The sequence below is a fragment of the Halorarius halobius genome (assembly GCF_024298865.1).
GTDB classification, from domain to species: Archaea; Halobacteriota; Halobacteria; order Halobacteriales; family Haloarculaceae; genus Halorarius; species Halorarius halobius.
Map to the genome: position 1 here is coordinate 2,279,178 of NZ_CP101161.1, position 18,149 is coordinate 2,297,326.

Genomic DNA, 18,149 nt, shown 5'->3' on the forward strand with positions numbered 1-18,149 from the left:
CGCTGATTCCGAACAGTTCCACGGTCAGTCACCCCGGAGTGCGTCGGTCACTTTCGGCCCGAGATACCGCTCGAGGGCGCCGTACCCGACGTACAGCAGGATGGCCTCGACGAGCACGATGCCGATGAGTTCGACCGCCTGGCCGACCCCACCGAGGCTCTCAAGCCCGAACATTGTTGATGTCGCGTCGCGATAGTCTTGTGAATTTCTCGAACATCTGCACGGACGAGTGTAGACGAATGGGGCTAATAACGGTTTTGGACACAGCGTGCAATACTATATCGCGGTAACGAACGGGTGGTGATTGATAAGTTATGGATGGCTACGAGCGTCGAAGGGTGGGGAATCCGGTTGAGACGATCACGGTAGCGCGCGCGAGCCTCCGCGAACTGGCGGAGTTGCGCCGCTCGACGGTGGACGTCGAAGAAGGAACGGACGGTCGACGGTCAGTCGGCGGTCGTCGCGTCGGTGCCGGCGTCAGCGCGACGCGACCGCCAGCGACCCTGGAGGTACGCGCCGATGAACATCCCGCCGATGGCCCAGAGGATGGGCCAGTTGCCGACGCCGAGACTGGCGTAGGCGGCGCCGGGACAGATGCCCGACAGCCCCCAGCCGACGCCGAACACCGTCCCGCCGACGACGACGTTGCGGTCGAGTTCCTTGAGTCGACGCGTGTACGACGCGCCGGTCAGGGGCGCGCGCCGGTCGGAGAGCCGCGAGGCGACCGTCATCGTCGCCCCGCTGACGACCGCGGCGCCGCCCATCACGAACAGCAGACCGAGGTCGTCGAACTGCAGGAAGTTGAGGACCACCTCGGGGCGGGCCATGTGGCTGTAGCCGAGCCCAAACCCGAATATCAGCCCGCCGACGAGGATGCTCGCGTAGAACGCGAGGCTCCGGTCGCTCACGGCATCACCCCCAGTGCTTGGACGACCTGCGCGGTGACGATGGCGACGAGCATGAACGTCGCCACGTTGACGATGGAGGTGCGTGACACCGACCCGACCCCGCAGACGCCGTGCCCGGAGGTACAGCCCTTGCCCAGGCGGGTGCCGACGCCGACGAGGATGCCGCCGACGAACAGCCGCCACGGCTGAACGTCGGTCGTCCAGGTCCCGCCACGGACGAACAGCGCGTAGACGGCCGCGCCGCCGACGATGCCGAGCGTGAACACCAGCCGCCAGTCGCGGGACTCGAGGTAGTCGGTCTGGTTGAGCCGACCGAGGTTCGACACGTACGAGAGCGTGCTCTCGAGGAACGTGCTCGCGCCCGCCTTGATGCCCGTCGCCAGGTAGATGAACGCCACCCCGGCGCCGATGAACAGGCCCCCGACGAGGTAGCGTGCGATGCCGTTCGGGAACAGCGCCTCCATCACGGCCGGACCACCTCGCCCGACCGCGTCGTCCGCAGGTCGTCTCTCATGAGTCATGCGACCCTATCCACCAGACGCTCAAAAGAGTTTGCATAGAATACCACACTTTGCACAACACTATTTCGTCGACAAACGGCTATTGGTGGCTCAAACCTCTGTTACCTACTGTATCCAATTGTCGTATATCGCGAGTCGCACAATAATCGATAGGGTTATCAACCCCGCACCCAGTATTGCACGGTGTAAGCAACAATGAGTTTGGAAGCCGAACCGACGCAGACGCTCGACGTGAAAGGTGCCTCCTGTCCGATGCCGGTCGTGAAGACGAAGCAGGCGGTCGACGACCTCGAGGCCGGTGACGTGCTGGAGGTGCTGGCGACCGACTCCGGTAGCGTGAGCGACATCGACGGCTGGGCGGGCGGCACCCCCGGCGTGTCGCTTGCCGACCAGACCGAACGCGAGGAGGACGGTGAGACGGTGTACGTCCACTACGTGCAGGTCGAGGAATGAGCACCGACACCGACGAGGCGGGCGGTGAGCCCACGGCCGCGTCCGCCGCCGAACTGCAGGCGCGCGTCGAGGAGCTGGAAGAGCGGCTCGCGGCCGTCGAGAGCGACGACGCCGACGACGGGAAGTCGATGGTCATCATCGCCACGAAGGGGACGCTCGACATGGCGTACCCGCCGCTCATACTCGCGTCTACGGCCGCCGCCTTCGACTGGGACGTCACCCTGTTCCACACGTTCTGGGGGCTCGACATCCTCCACGAGGAGCGGTCGAAGAACCTGAAGCTCAGCTCCGTCGGCAATCCCAACATGCCCGTCCCGAACGCTATCGCGGCGCTCCCGGGGATGGACCGGGTCACGACTGCGATGATGGAGAAGCGCATCGACGACAACGAGACGGCCACCATCGAGGAGCTCGTCGACACCTCCCTGGAGATGGGCGTCGAGATGCAGGCCTGTCAGATGACCATCGACCTGATGGACTACGACGAAGACGAGTTCTACGACGGCGTCACCGTCGGCGTCGGTGCCGCCACCGCTCTCCAGCGGATGGCCGACGCCGACGTCCAGCTTTTGGTCTGACGACCCGGAAACCCCTTGCACTCGGAGCCGTAACCGTCGCCCGTGCGGCGATGACGACATCCGTTACCCCCGCTCCGAGCCCCGTGTGACGACGACATCACACCGAGCCGCACGCCGCCGGAAGGCACTTATCGGACAGCCGCCTACCGTCCGGTCCTGATGGTCGCCGACGAGTACGACTACTGGCTACTCGACCTGGACGGGACGCTCGTCGACGTGGAGGACTGGTACACGTACGACGTGTTCGACCGCGTGGGCGACCGCATCGGCTACGACTTCTCCCAGGAGCAGGCGGACATCCTCTGGCACGGGCTCGGCGGGTTCCGCAACCACCAGCTCGAACGGTGGAACATCGAGCCCGACGCGTTCTGGGACGCGTTCCACGCCGAGGAGGACCCCGAAGCCCGCGCCGAGGCGACGTATCTCTACGACGACGCCGCGCGATTCGCCGACATCGAGACCCCGCTGGGTCTCGTCACCCACTCCCAGCAGTATCTCGCGGACCCGGTGCTCGACCATCTCGGCATCCGCGATTGGTTCGACGCGGTCGTCTGCTGTACGGAGGAGACGGGCTGGAAACCCGACCCCGAGCCGGTCGAACGTGCGCTCGCGGGCATCGAGGCCGACGGCCGGGGCGTCCTCGCCGGCGACGGGCCACAGGACGTGGGCGCGGCCTGGAACGCCGGCCTCGACGGCGTCCACGTCGAGCGACACGGCCACGAGCGCCGCGGGATGTGCGTCCGCGGCGACCACCGGGTCGAGAGCTTCGACGAACTGTTCGGCGACTAGTCGTACTGCTCCTCGGTGTCTTCGAGCGGGAGTTCGAGATGCGACTCGCTCACCTCCTCGACCGCCAGGTCCGCCTCCAGTGCGTGGCCACATTCGGGGCAGGGGAACGCGACGCGCAACATCGGTCCGTCGTCGTCGACGAACTCCAGCACTTCCACGTCGCTCCGGTACAGATACTCAGCGTCGAGCGGGTGGTCGCAGGCCATACCGGAGGTACGACGCCCGCGGCTTTCACTCTTTGCTGTAGCCGGGAAGCGAGTCGACCGCGCCGTCGTCCTCGAGCAGTTCCCGCAGGCGTTCGACGCCCGGCTTGCCGACGCGGTCGGGGTTGGCGAGCACCCGAACGGCCTCCTCGCCGACCGGGACGAACCCCATATCGAGTGCGTCGGCGGTCGCCCGGAGGCCGAGCCCCGCGTCCGCCGTGCCGTCCCGGACCCGGCGGGCGGGCGACTCGTGGGCCCGTACCGCGCGCTCGAACCCGTCGATGGCGTCGACGAGCGCGTGGCGCTCGACGCCCCGCTCGTCGGCGAGGTCGGCCACCGCGTTGCCCAGCGACGTGCGCAACCCCGAGTCGGTCGTCCGGTTGACGAACCGCAACTCGCGGTCCACGAGGTCCGCGAGCCCCGACACGTCCTCGGGGTTGCCCGCGGGGACGACTAGCCCCCACTCGCGGGTCCACGCGCCCAGCCGTTCGGCGTCGACTCCGGGGTCGCCGGGCGCGCACGTCACCGCCACGTCGGGCACCCCGTCCCGCAACCGTCGGAGCCCCTGCCGGGAGCCGAGTCCGAGGTAGCGAGGCCGCCGTATCTCGTCCAGCAGTCGGGAGAGCGCGGGGTCGTCCTCGCCGACGCCGAACAGTTCCGGGGCGCGCACGTCCGGCGAGAACAACTGGACGGCGACCGTCTCGCCGCGCTCCAGATACTCGGTGTCGGCGGGAACCTCGACGACGCCGTCCGCCTCCACGAGCGACGTGGTCGCGCCCGACCCCTTGTCGACGGGGTAGACGAGCGTGTCGCCGTCGCCGTCCTCCACGAGGCCGGCGGGCATGAAGCGGTGGCGACCCTCGGCGTACCGCTCCTCGACGGCCATCTTCCCCTCGACGGTGGCGGTCCGCGGCTCTGGCAGGCCCGCCGCCCGTCGGATTGCGGGCGCGACGAACGTCCGGAAGATGGTCAACGCCGACACCGGATAGCCGGGGAGGCCGACGTACGCGCTCCCGCCCAGAGTGCCGACGAGCATTGGCTTCCCCGGCTTGACGGCGACGCCGTGCAACAGCAGGTCGCCACGTTCCTCGATGACCCGGTAGATGACGTCGACCGCGCTCGCGGAGGTCGACCCCGACGACAGCACGAGGTCACAGTCGTCGGCCGCTTCCCGCAACACGCGCTCCATCTCGGCCATGTCGTCGCCGGCGTGGGGGTACAGCCGCGGGTCGCCACCCGCCTCCTCGACGCCGGCGGCGATGGTGTAGCTGTTCACGTCGTGTATCTCGCCGGCCGCCGAATCCAGGGGTTCGCCCGGGCGGACGAGTTCGTCGCCCGTCGAGACGATGCCGACCGTCGGCGTCCCGCGGACGGGAACGCCGTCGACGCCCAGCGCCGACAGCAGGCCGATTTCGCGCGCGGTGAGTTCCGTCCCGGGGCCGAGCGCCCGCTCGCCGGCGGCGATGTCGGCGCCCGCGAACATGATGCGGTCGCCCGGCGCCAGCGACGTGCGGACGAGCACGTCCTCGCCGTCGGTGTCGGTCCGCTCGACCATCACCACCGCATCTGCGCCCTCCGGAACGACCGCGCCGGTCGAAATCTCGATGCACTCGCCGGAGCCGACGCTGGCCTCGGGCCGCTCGCCGGCGTCGACCCGGCCCACGAGTTCGAGACGGGCGGGGTCGGCCTCGTCCGCGCCGAACGTGTCCTCCGCACGGACGGCGTAGCCGTCGACGCTCGCGCGGTCGAACCCCGGTACGTCCTGGGCGGCGTCGACCCGCTCCGCGAGCACGCGGCCCCGCGCGTCGTCGAGCGGCACCGTCTCTGTCCCGGGGTCGAGGTCCAGCGAGTCGACGACCTCGTGGGCTCGCTCCGGCGACGCGAGGTCGCGGAACTCCTTACGCGACATGCTCCCAGTCCTCCACGTCGACGGTGGTCCCTTCGGCGATGCCCTCCGACTCCTCGGGGACGACGACCCAGCCGTCCGCGAGCGCGACGCTCGACAGCACGCCCGACCCCGAGGCGCGCGTCGGCGTCGCCGTCGGCGCCTCGCCCGACCGGTCGAGCGACACCCGGGCGTACGTCTTCACCCCCGGTTCGCTCGGTATCTTGCGGTCGAGTCGTGCCTCGGTCGTCGGCACGTCGCGAAGGGGGTACCGACCGGTCCACTTCACGGCAGGCCGGAGGAACTGCACCGCGTTGACGATGCAGGCGACGGGGTAGCCCGGCAACATGAGCACGGGCGTCTCCTCGACGACGCCGAAGCCGAACGGGTGGCCCGGCTTGAGGGCGACGCCGTGGACCAGCACCTCGCCGAGTTCGTCGACCACCTCGGGGACGAGGTCGCGGTCGCCGACCGACGAGCCGCCGGTCGTGACGACGACGTCCTTCGTCAGGTCGCGCTGGATGGCCGCCCGGAGCGCGTGCTCGTCGTCGGTGACGGTGTTCCGGTAGGTGGCGGCGCCGCCCCACCGCTCGACGAGCGCCGACACCGTCAGCCCGTTCGTCTCGACCACCTCGCCGGGGTCGGGGTCCGCCTGCACCAGTTCCTCGCCCGTCGGCACGACCGCTATCTCGGGCCGGCGGTACGTCTCGACGCGCTCGACGCCCGTCGACTTCAGCAGGCCGAGGTCAGAGGGGCGCAACTGGTGGCCGGGGTCGTACAGCCGTTGTCCCTCGGTCACGTCCTCCCCTTCGGGTGCGACGTTCTCGCCGCCGGCGACGGCGTCCATCACCTCGACCTCGCCGGCTATCGTATCTGTTTCCTCTATCATCACCACGGCGTCCGCGCCCTCGGGGAGTTCGCTCCCCGTGTGGACCCTGACGGCCTCGTTCGGTCCGACGCGGCCCTCGCTCTCCCGCAGGACCGCGGGCGAGCGACTCGACGCGCCGAACGTGTCCTCCGCGTGGACGGCGTAGCCGTCCATCGCGGCGCGGGCGTAATGCGGGACGTCCCGGGCGGCGTCGACCGACGCCGCGAGGACACGGCCGTCGGCGCGCACGAGGTCGAGGCGGTCGGTCGACTTGACCGGCGCCACGGCCTCGCGCAGTCGCTCGCGGGCGGCGGCGACGCGGGTGACCTCCTTGAACCCCGATTCCTTCATATCTCCCCTTCAGCGGCGAGCGGGAAAAATCAGTCGCGGGCGACGAGCAGTGCGCCGTCGTCGTAGGCGAACAGCGGCGGCCGCTCGCTCGGGGTGAACGCCGTCGTCGCCATCGTGTCCGTCGCGTGGACCTCGACGGTGACCGCCCCCGACCCGAGGGGCACGGGGAGGCTGATGGTGTCGCCGGGGGCCAGTCCGAGTCTGTCGCGGTGCCGTCGGCCGCCCCGGCGGCGCACGACAGTCAGTTCGGTGGCGGTGGCGCCGTCGTTGCGGAACTCCATATGTTCGCCGGGGAGCGCGACGGCGTCGGCGTCGACCGCCTCCACCCCCCCGCGGTCGGAGTCGGGGTCCACAACGGGGTCCGGGCGTGACATACGCGTCGGTTTCGACTACCCCGGTAAAGGCCTTCTGGGGCACAGCAGCCGTCGCACCCGCGCCGGTCACTCGTCCAGCGTCGCCTCGGTGTCGATGCCGTACACGCGGGCCGGCGTCTCGACGTGTGCGCGGTACAGCGCCTCGTCGTGGCCCGCCTCTCGGAGCCACTCGACGCGCCGGGGGACCGTCTTGGGACCGAGCACCGCGCCCGGGCGGTCGGGGTCGTCGATGAAGTCCGTCTCCATCATGAACGGCACGCCGGCATCGACCGCCGCCGTGAGCGACTCCTTGCGCGCGATGACGCTCGGAATCGGTCCCTCGACGGGCCCGTCGGCGTAGTGTTTCACCACCTGCTCGCGGGGGAGGCCGGCGTCCTCGGCCCACTCGGCGACCTGCGAGAAGTCGTCGCCGCCCTCGGTGTGGAGTTGGACGGCACAGCCCACTTCCGCGCCCACCTCGAACGCGTGTCGCATCACCGCGTTCGACGCCGCCCAGACGTCGTCGTCCACGTCGTAGTGTGGCCGCCCGGATTTGATGGCCAGCGCCGGCCCGTCGGCGACGAACTCGCCGGCCACGTCGAGGCCCCGTTGCATCAGGTCGCGGGCCTCCTCGGGGGTGTAGCCCCGCTCGACGAGTTTCGATATCAGGGCGGGATGGACGCCGAGGACGGGCCACGCCCGGCCGTCGAGGTGGTCGTCGGCGGCCTCGGTCACCTCGACGGTGATGTCGAACGTCTCGCGGAACCCCGCCTCGTCGTCCACGTCGCCGACGAGCGACCATGAGGGTTTGTTCAACACGAGCAGATGCGTGCCGCCGGCGCGCGCGAACTCGGCGGCGGCGTCGGCGCCGCGACCGTTCACCGGGTCGAGATGGAGATGGTCGTCGAGAACCGGGTGCATACCTCCAGTACCGGAGCGGGGGGTAAAACCCTGGGGCCTACTCCAGGGTGAGGTCGGCCTGTGCGGCGTTGCGGAGCGCGTCCGACCGGCCGTGTTCGCCGGGCGCGAGCGCGACGGTGCGGACCCCCCGCCGGTTCGCCACCTCCAGGGCCGGCTTGAAGTCGGTGTCCCGCGAGACGACCACGAGCGTGTCGACCGTGTCGTCGACGACCGCTTCGGTGACGTCCACGGCGAGTTTCACGTCCACGTCGCCGCTGGTCACCACGACCTCGAACCCCCGGGCCTCGGCGGCCCGGATGAGTTCCGGCGGCGCGCCGTCGTCGAGATACAGCCGCTTCACGGCGAGATTACCCTCCGACGCGGCCGCCTCGCGGATGTCGTCCAGGTCCACGTCGAACTCCTCGCGGAACACGTTCGGCCCGTCGACGTACACCCCGACGCGCGACTCGCTTTCCCCGTTTCGAAGTCCCGCGAGAAGTCCGCTCATACGTCCGGTTGTGGCGCCACCGGGATAGCGGTGGCGGTAGTGCTGGAGTCCCGGCGTTCCGCGCGTTCACTCGCCGCGTCGGTGGGTTTTTTCTCCCGTTCGTGAGTCCGCCCGGTATGGACCCGACCGCGCTGGTAGCCGCCGCGAGCGGCACCGAGCAGGTGCTCGTCGAGGTGCTACCGGTGTTCATCATCGCCGCGGCCGTCGGTATCTTCGTCGCCAAGGTGGGGCGGTTCCCGTACACCATCGCACTGCTTTTGGCGGGCTTTGCCGTCTCCATCGTCGGCGTCACGACCGACGCGGGCGGTCGGCTCATCGACATCCGACTGACCCACGACCTCATCTTCCTCGTCCTGCTTCCGCCCCTGCTGTTCGAGGGGGCGGCGACGACCGACCTCGAACGCCTCCGGCGCAACCTCTGGCCAATCCTCGCGCTCGCCGTCGTGGGGCTCATCGTCTCCGTCGTCCTGCTGGGAATCGTGGGCGCGCGGGCGTTCGGCTTCCCGCTCCTGACGGCGCTTCTGTTCGCGGCGATGGTGCTCCCGACGGACCCGGTGAGCGTGCTCGCGCTGTTCGAGGAACTGGGCGCGCCCGAACGGCTCTCGGTGCTCGTCGAGGGCGAGTCGCTCATCAACGACGGCGTCGGAGTCGTGCTGTTCTCGACGTTCATCGCGCTGGTCGAGGCGGACACGCCCGCCGCCGACCTGCTCGACCCGGCCGAACTCGGGACCATCACCGTCGAGATACTGCTGTCGTCGGTCGGAGGGGTCGTCGTCGGGTTCGTCGCGGGCTATGCCGTCTACAGCGTGATGGTCAACCTCGACGACCACATGACCGAAATCGTCCTCACGTTCATCCTCGCGTACGGCGCCTTCCTGCTTGCGGAACACTACCTCCCGGTCCTGCTCGGCTTCCACGTCTCCGGGGTCATCGCCACCGTCGTCGCCGGCCTGTTCATCGGCAACCGCGGCGCCGAGTACGCGATGAGCCCGCAGACGAAGGTGAGCATCTTCAACAGCCTCGAGACGGCCGCGTTCCTCGTCAACACGTTCATCTTCGTGATGATTGGCGTTGCGACCCCGGTGACGGACCTGGCGGCCAACGCCCACCTCATCCTCATCGCCATCCCGCTGGTGCTGGCCGCGCGGGCGCTGGTCGTCTACCCAATCACCGAACTGATAAACCGCGGCGTCGCCCACGAGGTGCCGCGCACCTACCAGCACGTCCTGGTGTGGGGTGGGCTCCACGGCTCCATCCCCATCGCGCTCGCGCTCGGGTTGGACGCGGCCGCGCTCCCACCGACGTTCCCCACGGCCGAACTGAAGGCGATGGTGTTCGGCGTCGCCGCCTTCTCGCTGGTCGTTCAGGGGCTGACGATGGGGAACCTGCTCGACAGGCTGGGGGTCGTCACCCGGTCGGAGGCCGAGGAGCTGTACGAACTCCTCGTCGGGCGTGCCCGCGCGGTCGACTCCGCGCTCGACACGGCCGAACGGCTCAAGGAGGGCGGCGAGATTCCCGCGGAGGTGTACGACGAGTTCACCGCGGAGTACCGCCGCGAGAAGGAGGACCTCAACGAGGCCATCGCCTCCCTGCTCGGGAAACAGCCGGAACTGCGAAACGAGCAGTTGCTCGCCAGCGAGCGCCGCATCCTCCAGGAGGAGAAAAGCGCCATCATGGACGCCGAACGGCGCGGCATCGTCGGCGACGACGTGGGCGACGCGCTCATCCGCGAGGTGAACTTCAAGCTCGACGAGGTGTCGTCGGGGGAGTCGACGGTCCGCGGCGAGCGCGAGGGGTACGAGGAGTTCTGGCGCCAGCGCGTGGCCGACGCGGACCTCGACCTCGACCCCGAGTTCGACCTGCCGGGCGAGGAGGACGCCGAGGGCGCGTAGCCCCCCAACTTTTTGCCGCGCTCGTGTGAACACACGTGGTGCCATGAGCGACGACCCCGACCTCGACGAGGCCGACGACGAACAGGACACCCACGAGGCCGAGGAGGCCCGCGAGGAGGCGCTCGACGACGACCTGCAGGAGCCCGAGGCCGAGGACCAGAAACACCGTGAGGCCGTCGACCAGGAGAACAAGGACAACCACCGCGACGAGGAGCCGTTCGAGTCGTAACGACCGTCCCGTGTGTGACGGTAGCACGAACCGTACAATTATGGTCCGAGGTGTCGTATTAGTGTGGCACTATGTCCTCGGACACCGGACCGGGCGCGCACGAACGGGGTGACATCGACGCGACCTTCGATGCGCTCGCCGACGAGACTCGCCGACTACTCCTCTACTTCCTCCGGGAACACGAGACCGCGACGCTCGACACGCTCGCGGACGTGTTGACCGGGTGGCGTGCCGTCCGCGACGACCGGGAGCCGACGACGGAGCACCGGGACCGGCTGTACGCACGCCTGTATCACGTCCACGTCCCGCGGCTGGCGGATTCATCGATGGTGACGTTCGACGCCGACGCCGAACGGGTACGGCTCGCGCCGCTCTCCGAGCCGCTGGCGCGGCTACTCGACGAAGCGTTCGACCTCGAACCCGGCGTCACCGAGGAGTGGCTGGCGACCGCCGACGGCGAGCCGTGATGCCGCGTGTCGCTCCGTGACGTCATCGCCGCGGCCGAGGCGACGCCGACCCACCTGCGGGTGTGTGCGCCGGCCGAACTCCCGGGCATCGCGGACCGGTTCGGGGCGCGAAACGTCACCGTCGAGTACACTCGCCTGCCGGCGGTCGACGACGAGGCGTTCGTCGTCGTCTCCCGCGACGGGGCGTTCGTCGGGTCGGTGGGGCTCGCGCCGGTTCGCTCTCGCTCCGATGACGGCTCCGGCGGCCTCGACGGGCCGGTCGAGTGGCGCCTGGACAGCGTCGCGATGGAGCGGTTGCTGGAACTGCTCGACGACGTGGCGTACACGTCGCTGGACCGCCGGCAGATGCTCGCCACCTCACGGGAGATAGAGGACCGCGCGTGGCGGGTCGGCCGCGGCCGCCTCTACACGGGGTTCCAGTCGTTCTCTGCGATGCGCGACCAGGTCGGCGTCTACCGCCGGCTCGCAACGAAGCCCGGGCTGGATGTCCACGTGTTCGGCGAACCCGACTGGGAGCCGCCGCCGATGGAGACCGTCGCCGTCCACCCCAGCGACGACCCCGACATCGCGCGGACGTGGTTCGTCGTCTTCGAGGGGACCGACCGCCTCGACAGCTGTGCACTGCTGGCCGAGGAGCGGTCTCCCGGCGAGTTCTACGGGTTCTGGACGTACGACCCCGACCGGGTGGCCGCCATCGTCCGCGAGATACGCGGGGCGATGACCCGGTCGGGAACCTAAGGGCTTTACTCCCCGGGGGCGGAGGCGTCGGTATGGCCCTTCGGAAGCCGCCGCTGCGCGAGGCGCACGCCGAGCGCGGGGCGAAGTTCACTGAGTTCGGCGGGTGGGACATGCCCGTCGAGTTCGACTCCATCCGGGCCGAACACGAGGCCGTCCGGACCGGCGCGGGCATCTTCGACGTCTCCCACATGGGCGAGATAGAGGTGTCGGGTCCGGACGCCGAGCGCCTGATGAACCGGCTGACGACCAACGACGCGGGCGCGCTCGACCCCGGCGAAGCGCAGTACAGCGCCATCACCGACGAGTCGGGCGCGATGCTCGACGACACCGTCGTCTACCGGCTCCCCGAGGACGCCGACGCCGACTACCTGTTCGTCCCCAACGCCGGCCACGACGACTGGATGCACGAGCGGTGGATCGACTACCGCGACGACAACGACCTCGAGGCCGTCGTCGAGAACGCCACCGACGAGTACGCGATGTTCGCGCTCCAGGGGCCCGAGGCGGTGGGGCTGGCAAGCGACGTGGCCGACACGGACCTGAACTCGCTGTCGCGGTTCTCGGCGCGCCACGCCGAGTTCGCGGGCGTGAAGACGCTCGTCGCGCGCACCGGCTACACCGGCGAGGACGGCGTCGAACTGCTCGTCCCCTGGGACGAGGCGGCGACCGTCTGGGAGGCGTTCGTCCCCGAGGCGACGCCCTGCGGGCTGGGTGCCCGCGACACGCTCCGTATCGAGGCCGGATTCCTGCTGTCGGGCCAGGACTTCGACCACGAGTCGAACCCCCGGAACCCGTACGAGGCGGGCATCGACTTCGTCGTCAAACTCGACACGGAGTTCGTCGGCCGGGACGCTCTGGAGCAGGCGAACGAGGAGGGCGTCGACGAGACGTTCGTCGGCTTCCGGCTCACCGAGCGGGGCGTCCCCCGGCACGGGTACGACATCGTCAACACGGAGAACCGCGTCATCGGCGAGGTCACGTCGGGGACGATGAGCCCGACGCTCGACCAGCCCATCGGGATGGGGTATCTCCCGACGGAGTACGCCGACCCGGGGACGACGGTGCGCGTCGTCGTCCGCGGCCAGCAGAAGAAAGCGCGCGTCCAACCGCTCCCCTTCTACGAACGACAATGAGCTTCGACGTTCCAACAGACCGGCGCTACCTGGAATCGCACGAGTGGGCACTCGACACCGACGGCACCGTGCGTGTCGGCATCAGCGACTTCGCACAGGACGAACTCGGCGACGTGGTGTTCGTCGAACTGCCCGACGAGGGCGACGAACTCGAGCGCGAGGCCGCGTTCGGCGTCGTCGAGTCCATCAAGGCCGTCTCGGACCTGTACGCCCCCGTCTCCGGCACCGTGACGGCGACGAACGACCGGCTCGTCGACGAACCGGAACTCGTCAACGAGGACCCGTTCGGCGACGGCTGGATGCTCGAACTCGACCCCGCGGACGACGCGGAGTTCGACGACCTGCTGTCGCCCGAGGAGTACGAGAACCAGATTGCGTAGGGGGCGTGGCCAGCGTGGCCGACCGGAGGGAGGCCACGTGATAGCGAGCGGTGGAGCCGCGAGCAGTGCGGTCCGGAGCCGCCCAGTCAGAACCTGAACTCGAAGCGAGCGCCGCCCTCGTCGCTCCCGGCTACCTCGACCGTCCAGCCGTGGGCGTCCGCGACCTGCTTCACGATGGCGAGGCCGATGCCCGTGCCGTCCCCACCGGTGTACCCCTGGCCGAACACCTCCTCGCGCTCATCGACGGGGATGCCGGGGCCGTCGTCGGCGACGTAGAACCCGTCGGCGTCCTCCAGCATCGACACCGTCACGGTCACGTCGTCGCCGCCGTGCTCGACGGCGTTGCGGAACAGGTTCTCGAACAGTCGGGCCAGTCGGTCCCGGTCGGCCTCGACCGTCTGGAGAAAGCCCATCTCCAGGTCCCCGTCTCGGGTGTCGACCTGGCCCCAGGCGTCGTCGACCAGTTCCACGAGGTCGATAGGCTCGGGGTCGATGTCGGTGTCGCCGCCCTGCGCCAGCGCGAGCACGTCCTGGATGATGGTCTCCATGCGGTCGAGCGACTCGAACATCGACTCGACGTGCTCGATATCGCCGGTCTGTTTCACGAGTTGCGCGCGCCCGCGAACGACGTTGAGCGGGTTACGGAGGTCGTGGGAGACGACGCTGGCGAACGATTCGAGCCGTTCGTTCTGCCGCTGTAGCTCCTGTTCCCGCTCGATGCGGTCCATCGCGGCCTCCGCGGTCCGGGCGTACACTTCCGCGATGTCGCGGGCCTTCTCGTCGAACCCCTGTGAGGCGCCGACGACGAGCAGACCGTGCTCGCCCAGCGGCAGGGCGTACAGCACGCCCAGGTCGGGAAACTCGTCGCCCTCGAGGGTCGTCGGGGCGCCCGCCTCGAAGACGGCCATCGCCTCGCTGTCCGGCCACAGTTGCTGCGGCTCCCAGTCGACGGCCGTCGAAGTGGTCGCCGAGGGGACCAGGCGGTCGCGGTCGGGTTCGTGGAGCCACACGCCCGCGAACGGTCCGGGGATGCCGACGCGGCCGTCCTCGACGAGGCGGCTGGCGACCGTCTCCCGGTCGGCGGCGTCCAGCAGGCTCCGGGTCGTCTCGTTGAGGACGGCGAACCGTCCCCGTTCCTCCGAGAGTCGCTCCGCGATGGTCGCGGCGTGGTCGGCCCGGGACTCGGCGTCGCGCACCCTCGCCGTCTGGAGGCCGACGGCGAAGCCGGCGACGGCCCCGACGCCCGCGAGCGCACCCAGCAGTGCCCCCTCCTCCCGGAACGTGACGCCCCCGCTCGCGGCGAACAGTAGCGCGGCGCCGCCGCCGAACGCCAGCGCCCCACCCCCGGTGCCGGCGGCGACGTACGGGTAGTTGCCGCGCGACACGTCGCTCCCGAGGAGATAGCTCCCGCAAAACAGCAGTAGGACGCCGGCGGCGACGGCGACCGTCGGCATGGTCGTCCGGCCGTAACTGACGTAATGGCCCCCACCCAGAACCACGAGCGCCACCCCGACGGCGCCCACCCCGAGCATCGACCCCACGGCGGCGACTCGTTGTGGCGTCAACCGGTCCATGGACGGGGTTGCGGGTGTCTCCCGTATAACCGTTGGTTTTGTTCGCTCGCTCGAGGCTGAAGAATCCATGTCCGTGTACACTTGGCCCACGCTACCCGGTCCGCAAGCCCAGATTCGTGTAGTCGAACCGGGGGACTCAAGGCCCTCTCGTCGCAAGATTGCCGCACGTCCTTCCTACACATGACAGACGACGGCAGTCCATTCACGCCGCACACGGCCGCCGAGACGGCGTCGATGCTCGACGCGGTCGGCGCCGACAGCGAGGAGGCCCTCTTCGACATTCCGGAGCCAGTCCGGTTCGACGGTGCGTACGGCATCGACGCGCGCTCGGAACGGCGCGTCCGCACCGACGTCGGGGCGACGCTCGACCGCAACGCCGACCTCGTGGAACTGCTCGGCCGCGGCACGTACGACCACTACGTCCCCTCGGCGGTCGACCACCTCGCGGACCGCTCGGAGTTCCTCACCTCGTACACACAGTACCAGCCCGAAGTCGCACAGGGGTTCCTGCAGGCGCTGTTCGAGTACCAGTCGATGCTGGTCGAGTTGACCGGCTTGCCGGTGGCGAACTGCTCGATGTACGACGCCGCCACCGCGCTGGGGGAGGCGGCGACGCTGGCCGACCGGGTGCGAGACACCTCGGGCACGCGCGTGCTCGTCCCGGAACTGCTCCGCGAGGGCCGCCGGGGCGTCCTCGAGAACTACGTCGCCGGCACCGACCTCACCGTCGAGTCGTACCCGACGGCCGACGCCAACGCCGACGTCGAGGCGCTGGCCGAGCGCGTCGACGACGAGGTGGTGATGGTGTACGCCGAGAACCCGACCGTCCGGGGCACCATCGAGGAACGACTCGGCGACATCGGCGCCATAGCCGACGACCACGACGCGCTGTTCGTCCTCGGCACCGACGCCGTGGCGCTGTCCCTGCTGGAGGAACCGGCCAGCGTCGGCGCGGACGTCGTCGTCGGCGACGCGGGCGCGCTCGGCACCGGGAGCGCCTACGGGTTCGGGAGCGGCCTGTTCGCGTGCCGCGAGGCGTTCCTCCGGCAGGTGCCCGGCCGACTGGTCGGCGCCGGCGAGGACGCCGCGGGTCGCCGCGCGTACACCCTGACGCTCCAGACGCGCGAACAGCACATCCGTCGGGAGCGGGCCACCTCGAACATCTGCTCGAACCAGGCGTGGGTCGCGCTCCGGACGGCGATGCACGCCGCGTTGCTCGGCCCGGACGGACTGGTCGAGGTGGCGAACGACTGCGTCCGACTGGCCGACGAGACGGCCGACCGCCTCGACGACGTCGTCGGGATGCGGGCGCCGGTCCACGACCGCCACCACTTCCGCGAGTTCGTCGCCCACACCGACCAGCCGGCCGCGGCGGTGGCCGACGACCTCCTCGCGGAGGGGTACGCCGTCCACGTCGTCGGCGAGCACGAACTCCAGGTGTGCGTGACCGAGACGACCGAGCCGGAACTGGACGGGTTCGTCGAGGCCGTCGCGGAGGTGGCCCGATGAAGTTCGACCAGGCCCGCTGGACCGACGGCTCGGACGACCGCTACGAACCCCTGCTGTCGGAGAAGGGGAACCGCGAAGTGGAGGTGGAGTCGGACCTGCCCGACGAGTTGACGCGGGACACGCTCGAACTGCCGGACGTCTCCGAGCCGGAGGTCGCCCGGCACTACACCCGGCTGTCGGAGATGAACTACGGCGTCGAGAGCGGTCCGTTCCCGCTCGGGTCGTGCACGATGAAGTACAACCCGAAGTTCACGGAGGACCTCGCGGCCCACCCGAAGGCCGGCATCCATCCCGACCGGCCCGAGTCCACCGCCCAGGGTACCCTGCAGGTGATGTACGAACTCCAGGAGTATCTCGGCGACATCGGCGGGATGGACGCGGTGACGCTCCAGCCGCCTGCCGGCGCGGCGGGCGAGTTCACGGGTATCCACATCGCGCGTGCGTACCACGAGGCGAACGGCGACGCCCGTAGCGAGGTCGTCATCCCCGACTCCGCGCACGGCACGAACTTCGCCACCGCCGCGATGGCGGGCTACGACGTGGTGTCGCTCCCCTCGAACGACGACGGGCGGGTCGACCTGGAGGCGCTGGAGGCGGCGCTGACCGAGGAGACGGCCGCCCTGATGTTGACGAACCCGAACACGCTCGGCCTGTTCGAGCGCGACATCGGCGAGATAGCCGAGATGGTCCACGACGTGGGCGGCCTGCTCTACTACGACGGCGCGAACCTCAACGCACTGCTCGGGCGCGCTCGACCCGGCGACATGGGGTTCGACATCATGCACTACAACGTCCACAAGACGTTCGCCACGCCCCACGGCGGCGGCGGACCGGGCGCAGGGCCGGTCGGCGTCGTCGCGGACCTCCGCGAGTTCCTGCCGGACCCGCACGTCGAGAAGACTCCGGAGGGATACCAGTTCTACACGCCCGAGCGGTCCATCGGCAAGGTCCACGGCCACTACGGCAACTGGCTCGTGCTGCTGAAGGCCCACGCCTACATCGCGCGGCTGGGCGACTCGGGGCTGGAAGACGCCAGCGCGAAGGCCGTCCTCAACGCCAACTACCTCGCCGAGCAGGTGGAGTACGAGGTGCCGTTCGGCCCGTTCCACCACGAGTTCGTCGCCAGCGCGGGCGAGCAGGACGCCGCCGACGTGGCCAAACGGATGCTCGATTACGGGGTGCATCCGCCGACGACGAAGTGGCCCGAAATCGTACCGGAGGCGCTGATGACCGAGCCGACCGAGGTGGAGAGCAAGCGCACGCTCGACCAACTGGCGGCGGCGTTCAACGCCGCACGCCGTGATGACACCGAGACGCTCGAAGCCGCTCCCGAACGGACCGCCGCGCGCCGCATCGACCAGGCGTCGGCCGCCCGCAACCCACGGCTCTCCTGGCAGGCGCTCGGGGACGAGTAGCGAATCGCCGTTTTCGACACGCTCGCCCGTCTATATCCGTACGGTGCTGTGTCGCGTCCGTTCGCTCACCGGCGAATTTGCTATCGCAGTATGTGATTTATAGATGGCGTCGAGGACGGGGGCCGAAGCCGTGTCTGGGTGGTATCGGACTCAGAGTGGCGGGGTACGCGGGTCCGGGTCCCCGTGTGTCGTGACGGGGGGGCGGGTATCGTGTGGCGTGGCGGAAGATTCGCGCGCAGGGGCGCGAGCGAGCGCGGGCTGAATATCACACCGGGGGTGAGGTGGAGGTAGAGGTGGCAAGCGCAGACGGCCGTACGGAGTGCAGAGAACGGTGGCAAAGTCGGGTGCGCGGGGACGTTGGAACGTAGCGGCCCCGGGAAGAACGAGCGGCCCACTCGGGTGACAGAGCAGGTGCGAGCGGCCCGGTAGGAGTCGTCGCTCCCCAGATGGGGAAGCACCGTACGACACAGAGGTCGCACGGTCGGGTCGGTGCAG

Annotated in this window: 21 protein-coding genes; 11 read left to right on the top strand and 10 right to left on the bottom strand. The window is 69.6% G+C overall.

Annotated elements, in window-relative coordinates; translation table 11 throughout:
* Nucleotides 1–24: 24 nt before the first annotated feature.
* The 3 genes from NL112_RS12065 to NL112_RS12075 form a co-directional block, all read right to left on the bottom strand.
* Nucleotides 25–174 carry a DUF7512 family protein gene (locus NL112_RS12065; RefSeq protein ID WP_255149086.1) on the bottom strand — a complete coding sequence of 50 codons (150 nt, stop codon included), beginning with the start codon at nucleotides 172–174 and terminating at the stop codon, nucleotides 25–27.
* Between the two features lie 272 nt (nucleotides 175–446).
* Nucleotides 447–908, bottom strand: coding sequence for a DUF6691 family protein (locus NL112_RS12070; protein ID WP_255149087.1), 462 nt, complete (start codon nucleotides 906–908; stop codon nucleotides 447–449).
* Nucleotides 905–1,372: a YeeE/YedE family protein gene (locus tag NL112_RS12075; protein ID WP_255152605.1), complete on the bottom strand. Its 468-nt coding sequence runs from the start codon at nucleotides 1,370–1,372 to the stop codon at nucleotides 905–907. Before NL112_RS12075 ends, NL112_RS12070 begins: the two co-directional genes overlap by 4 nt.
* Nucleotides 1,373–1,624: 252 nt before the next feature.
* Here NL112_RS12075 and NL112_RS12080 point away from each other — a divergent pair, with 252 nt between their 5' ends.
* From NL112_RS12080 to NL112_RS12090, 3 genes are all read left to right on the top strand, one after another.
* Nucleotides 1,625–1,882, top strand: coding sequence for a sulfurtransferase TusA family protein (locus NL112_RS12080; RefSeq protein ID WP_255149088.1), 258 nt, complete (start codon nucleotides 1,625–1,627; stop codon nucleotides 1,880–1,882).
* Complete coding sequence (locus NL112_RS12085; RefSeq protein ID WP_255149089.1) at nucleotides 1,879–2,460, top strand: DsrE/DsrF/DrsH-like family protein; 582 nt, start codon at nucleotides 1,879–1,881, stop codon at nucleotides 2,458–2,460. The genes NL112_RS12080 and NL112_RS12085 overlap by 4 nt, the downstream gene beginning before the upstream one ends.
* A gap of 159 nt (nucleotides 2,461–2,619) precedes the next feature.
* The gene (locus NL112_RS12090; RefSeq protein ID WP_255149090.1) at nucleotides 2,620–3,249 is read left to right on the top strand and encodes an HAD family hydrolase; all 630 of its coding nucleotides are present in this window, start codon (nucleotides 2,620–2,622) and stop codon (nucleotides 3,247–3,249) included.
* On the opposite strand, the gene NL112_RS12095 is transcribed toward NL112_RS12090, so the two are convergent.
* From NL112_RS12095 to NL112_RS12120, 6 genes are all read right to left on the bottom strand, one after another.
* Entirely contained in the window at nucleotides 3,246–3,455 is a 210-nt protein-coding gene (locus tag NL112_RS12095) for a hypothetical protein (protein ID WP_255149091.1), read from the bottom strand. The genes NL112_RS12090 and NL112_RS12095 overlap by 4 nt on opposite strands.
* A 25-nt stretch (nucleotides 3,456–3,480) precedes the next feature.
* Nucleotides 3,481–5,361, bottom strand: coding sequence for a molybdopterin biosynthesis protein (locus tag NL112_RS12100; protein WP_255149092.1), 1,881 nt, complete (start codon nucleotides 5,359–5,361; stop codon nucleotides 3,481–3,483).
* Entirely contained in the window at nucleotides 5,351–6,556 is a 1,206-nt protein-coding gene (locus tag NL112_RS12105) for a molybdopterin molybdotransferase MoeA (RefSeq protein WP_255149093.1), read from the bottom strand. Before NL112_RS12105 ends, NL112_RS12100 begins: the two co-directional genes overlap by 11 nt.
* Nucleotides 6,557–6,585: 29 nt before the next feature.
* Nucleotides 6,586–6,930 (bottom strand): hypothetical protein, encoded by a 345-nt coding sequence (locus NL112_RS12110; RefSeq protein WP_255149094.1) that lies wholly within the window; start codon nucleotides 6,928–6,930, stop codon nucleotides 6,586–6,588.
* Between the two features lie 66 nt (nucleotides 6,931–6,996).
* Nucleotides 6,997–7,830, bottom strand: a complete 834-nt coding sequence (locus NL112_RS12115; RefSeq protein WP_255149095.1) for a TatD family hydrolase — start codon at nucleotides 7,828–7,830, stop codon at nucleotides 6,997–6,999.
* 37 nt (nucleotides 7,831–7,867) lie between these two features.
* Nucleotides 7,868–8,317 (bottom strand): NYN domain-containing protein, encoded by a 450-nt coding sequence (locus NL112_RS12120; protein ID WP_255149096.1) that lies wholly within the window; start codon nucleotides 8,315–8,317, stop codon nucleotides 7,868–7,870.
* 116 nt (nucleotides 8,318–8,433) lie between these two features.
* Between NL112_RS12120 and NL112_RS12125 the strand changes: the two genes are divergently transcribed.
* The 6 genes from NL112_RS12125 to gcvH all read left to right on the top strand — a co-directional run bounded on the left by NL112_RS12125 (nucleotide 8,434) and on the right by gcvH (nucleotide 13,156).
* Nucleotides 8,434–10,209, top strand: coding sequence for a cation:proton antiporter (locus NL112_RS12125; RefSeq protein ID WP_255149097.1), 1,776 nt, complete (start codon nucleotides 8,434–8,436; stop codon nucleotides 10,207–10,209).
* Nucleotides 10,210–10,252: 43 nt separating this feature from the next.
* Complete coding sequence (locus NL112_RS12130; RefSeq protein WP_255149098.1) at nucleotides 10,253–10,438, top strand: hypothetical protein; 186 nt, start codon at nucleotides 10,253–10,255, stop codon at nucleotides 10,436–10,438.
* A gap of 71 nt (nucleotides 10,439–10,509) precedes the next feature.
* Nucleotides 10,510–10,905, top strand: a complete 396-nt coding sequence (locus NL112_RS12135) for a DUF7344 domain-containing protein (RefSeq protein ID WP_255149099.1) — start codon at nucleotides 10,510–10,512, stop codon at nucleotides 10,903–10,905.
* A gap of 6 nt (nucleotides 10,906–10,911) precedes the next feature.
* Nucleotides 10,912–11,643: a DICT sensory domain-containing protein gene (locus NL112_RS12140; protein ID WP_255149100.1), complete on the top strand. Its 732-nt coding sequence runs from the start codon at nucleotides 10,912–10,914 to the stop codon at nucleotides 11,641–11,643.
* A gap of 32 nt (nucleotides 11,644–11,675) precedes the next feature.
* A complete protein-coding gene (gene gcvT, locus NL112_RS12145; RefSeq protein WP_255149101.1) occupies nucleotides 11,676–12,776 on the top strand; it encodes a glycine cleavage system aminomethyltransferase GcvT in 1,101 nt (366 codons plus the stop codon).
* Entirely contained in the window at nucleotides 12,773–13,156 is a 384-nt protein-coding gene (gene gcvH / locus NL112_RS12150; RefSeq protein ID WP_255149102.1) for a glycine cleavage system protein GcvH, read from the top strand. The genes gcvT and gcvH overlap by 4 nt, the downstream gene beginning before the upstream one ends.
* A gap of 86 nt (nucleotides 13,157–13,242) precedes the next feature.
* On the opposite strand, the gene NL112_RS12155 is transcribed toward gcvH, so the two are convergent.
* Nucleotides 13,243–14,730, bottom strand: coding sequence for a receiver/sensor box histidine kinase (locus NL112_RS12155; protein ID WP_255149103.1), 1,488 nt, complete (start codon nucleotides 14,728–14,730; stop codon nucleotides 13,243–13,245).
* Between the two features lie 180 nt (nucleotides 14,731–14,910).
* Here NL112_RS12155 and gcvPA point away from each other — a divergent pair, with 180 nt between their 5' ends.
* Nucleotides 14,911–16,239 (top strand): aminomethyl-transferring glycine dehydrogenase subunit GcvPA, encoded by a 1,329-nt coding sequence (gene gcvPA, locus NL112_RS12160; protein WP_255149104.1) that lies wholly within the window; start codon nucleotides 14,911–14,913, stop codon nucleotides 16,237–16,239.
* The gene (gcvPB, locus tag NL112_RS12165) at nucleotides 16,236–17,654 is read left to right on the top strand and encodes an aminomethyl-transferring glycine dehydrogenase subunit GcvPB (RefSeq protein ID WP_255149105.1); all 1,419 of its coding nucleotides are present in this window, start codon (nucleotides 16,236–16,238) and stop codon (nucleotides 17,652–17,654) included. The genes gcvPA and gcvPB overlap by 4 nt, the downstream gene beginning before the upstream one ends.
* Nucleotides 17,655–18,149 lie beyond the last annotated feature (495 nt).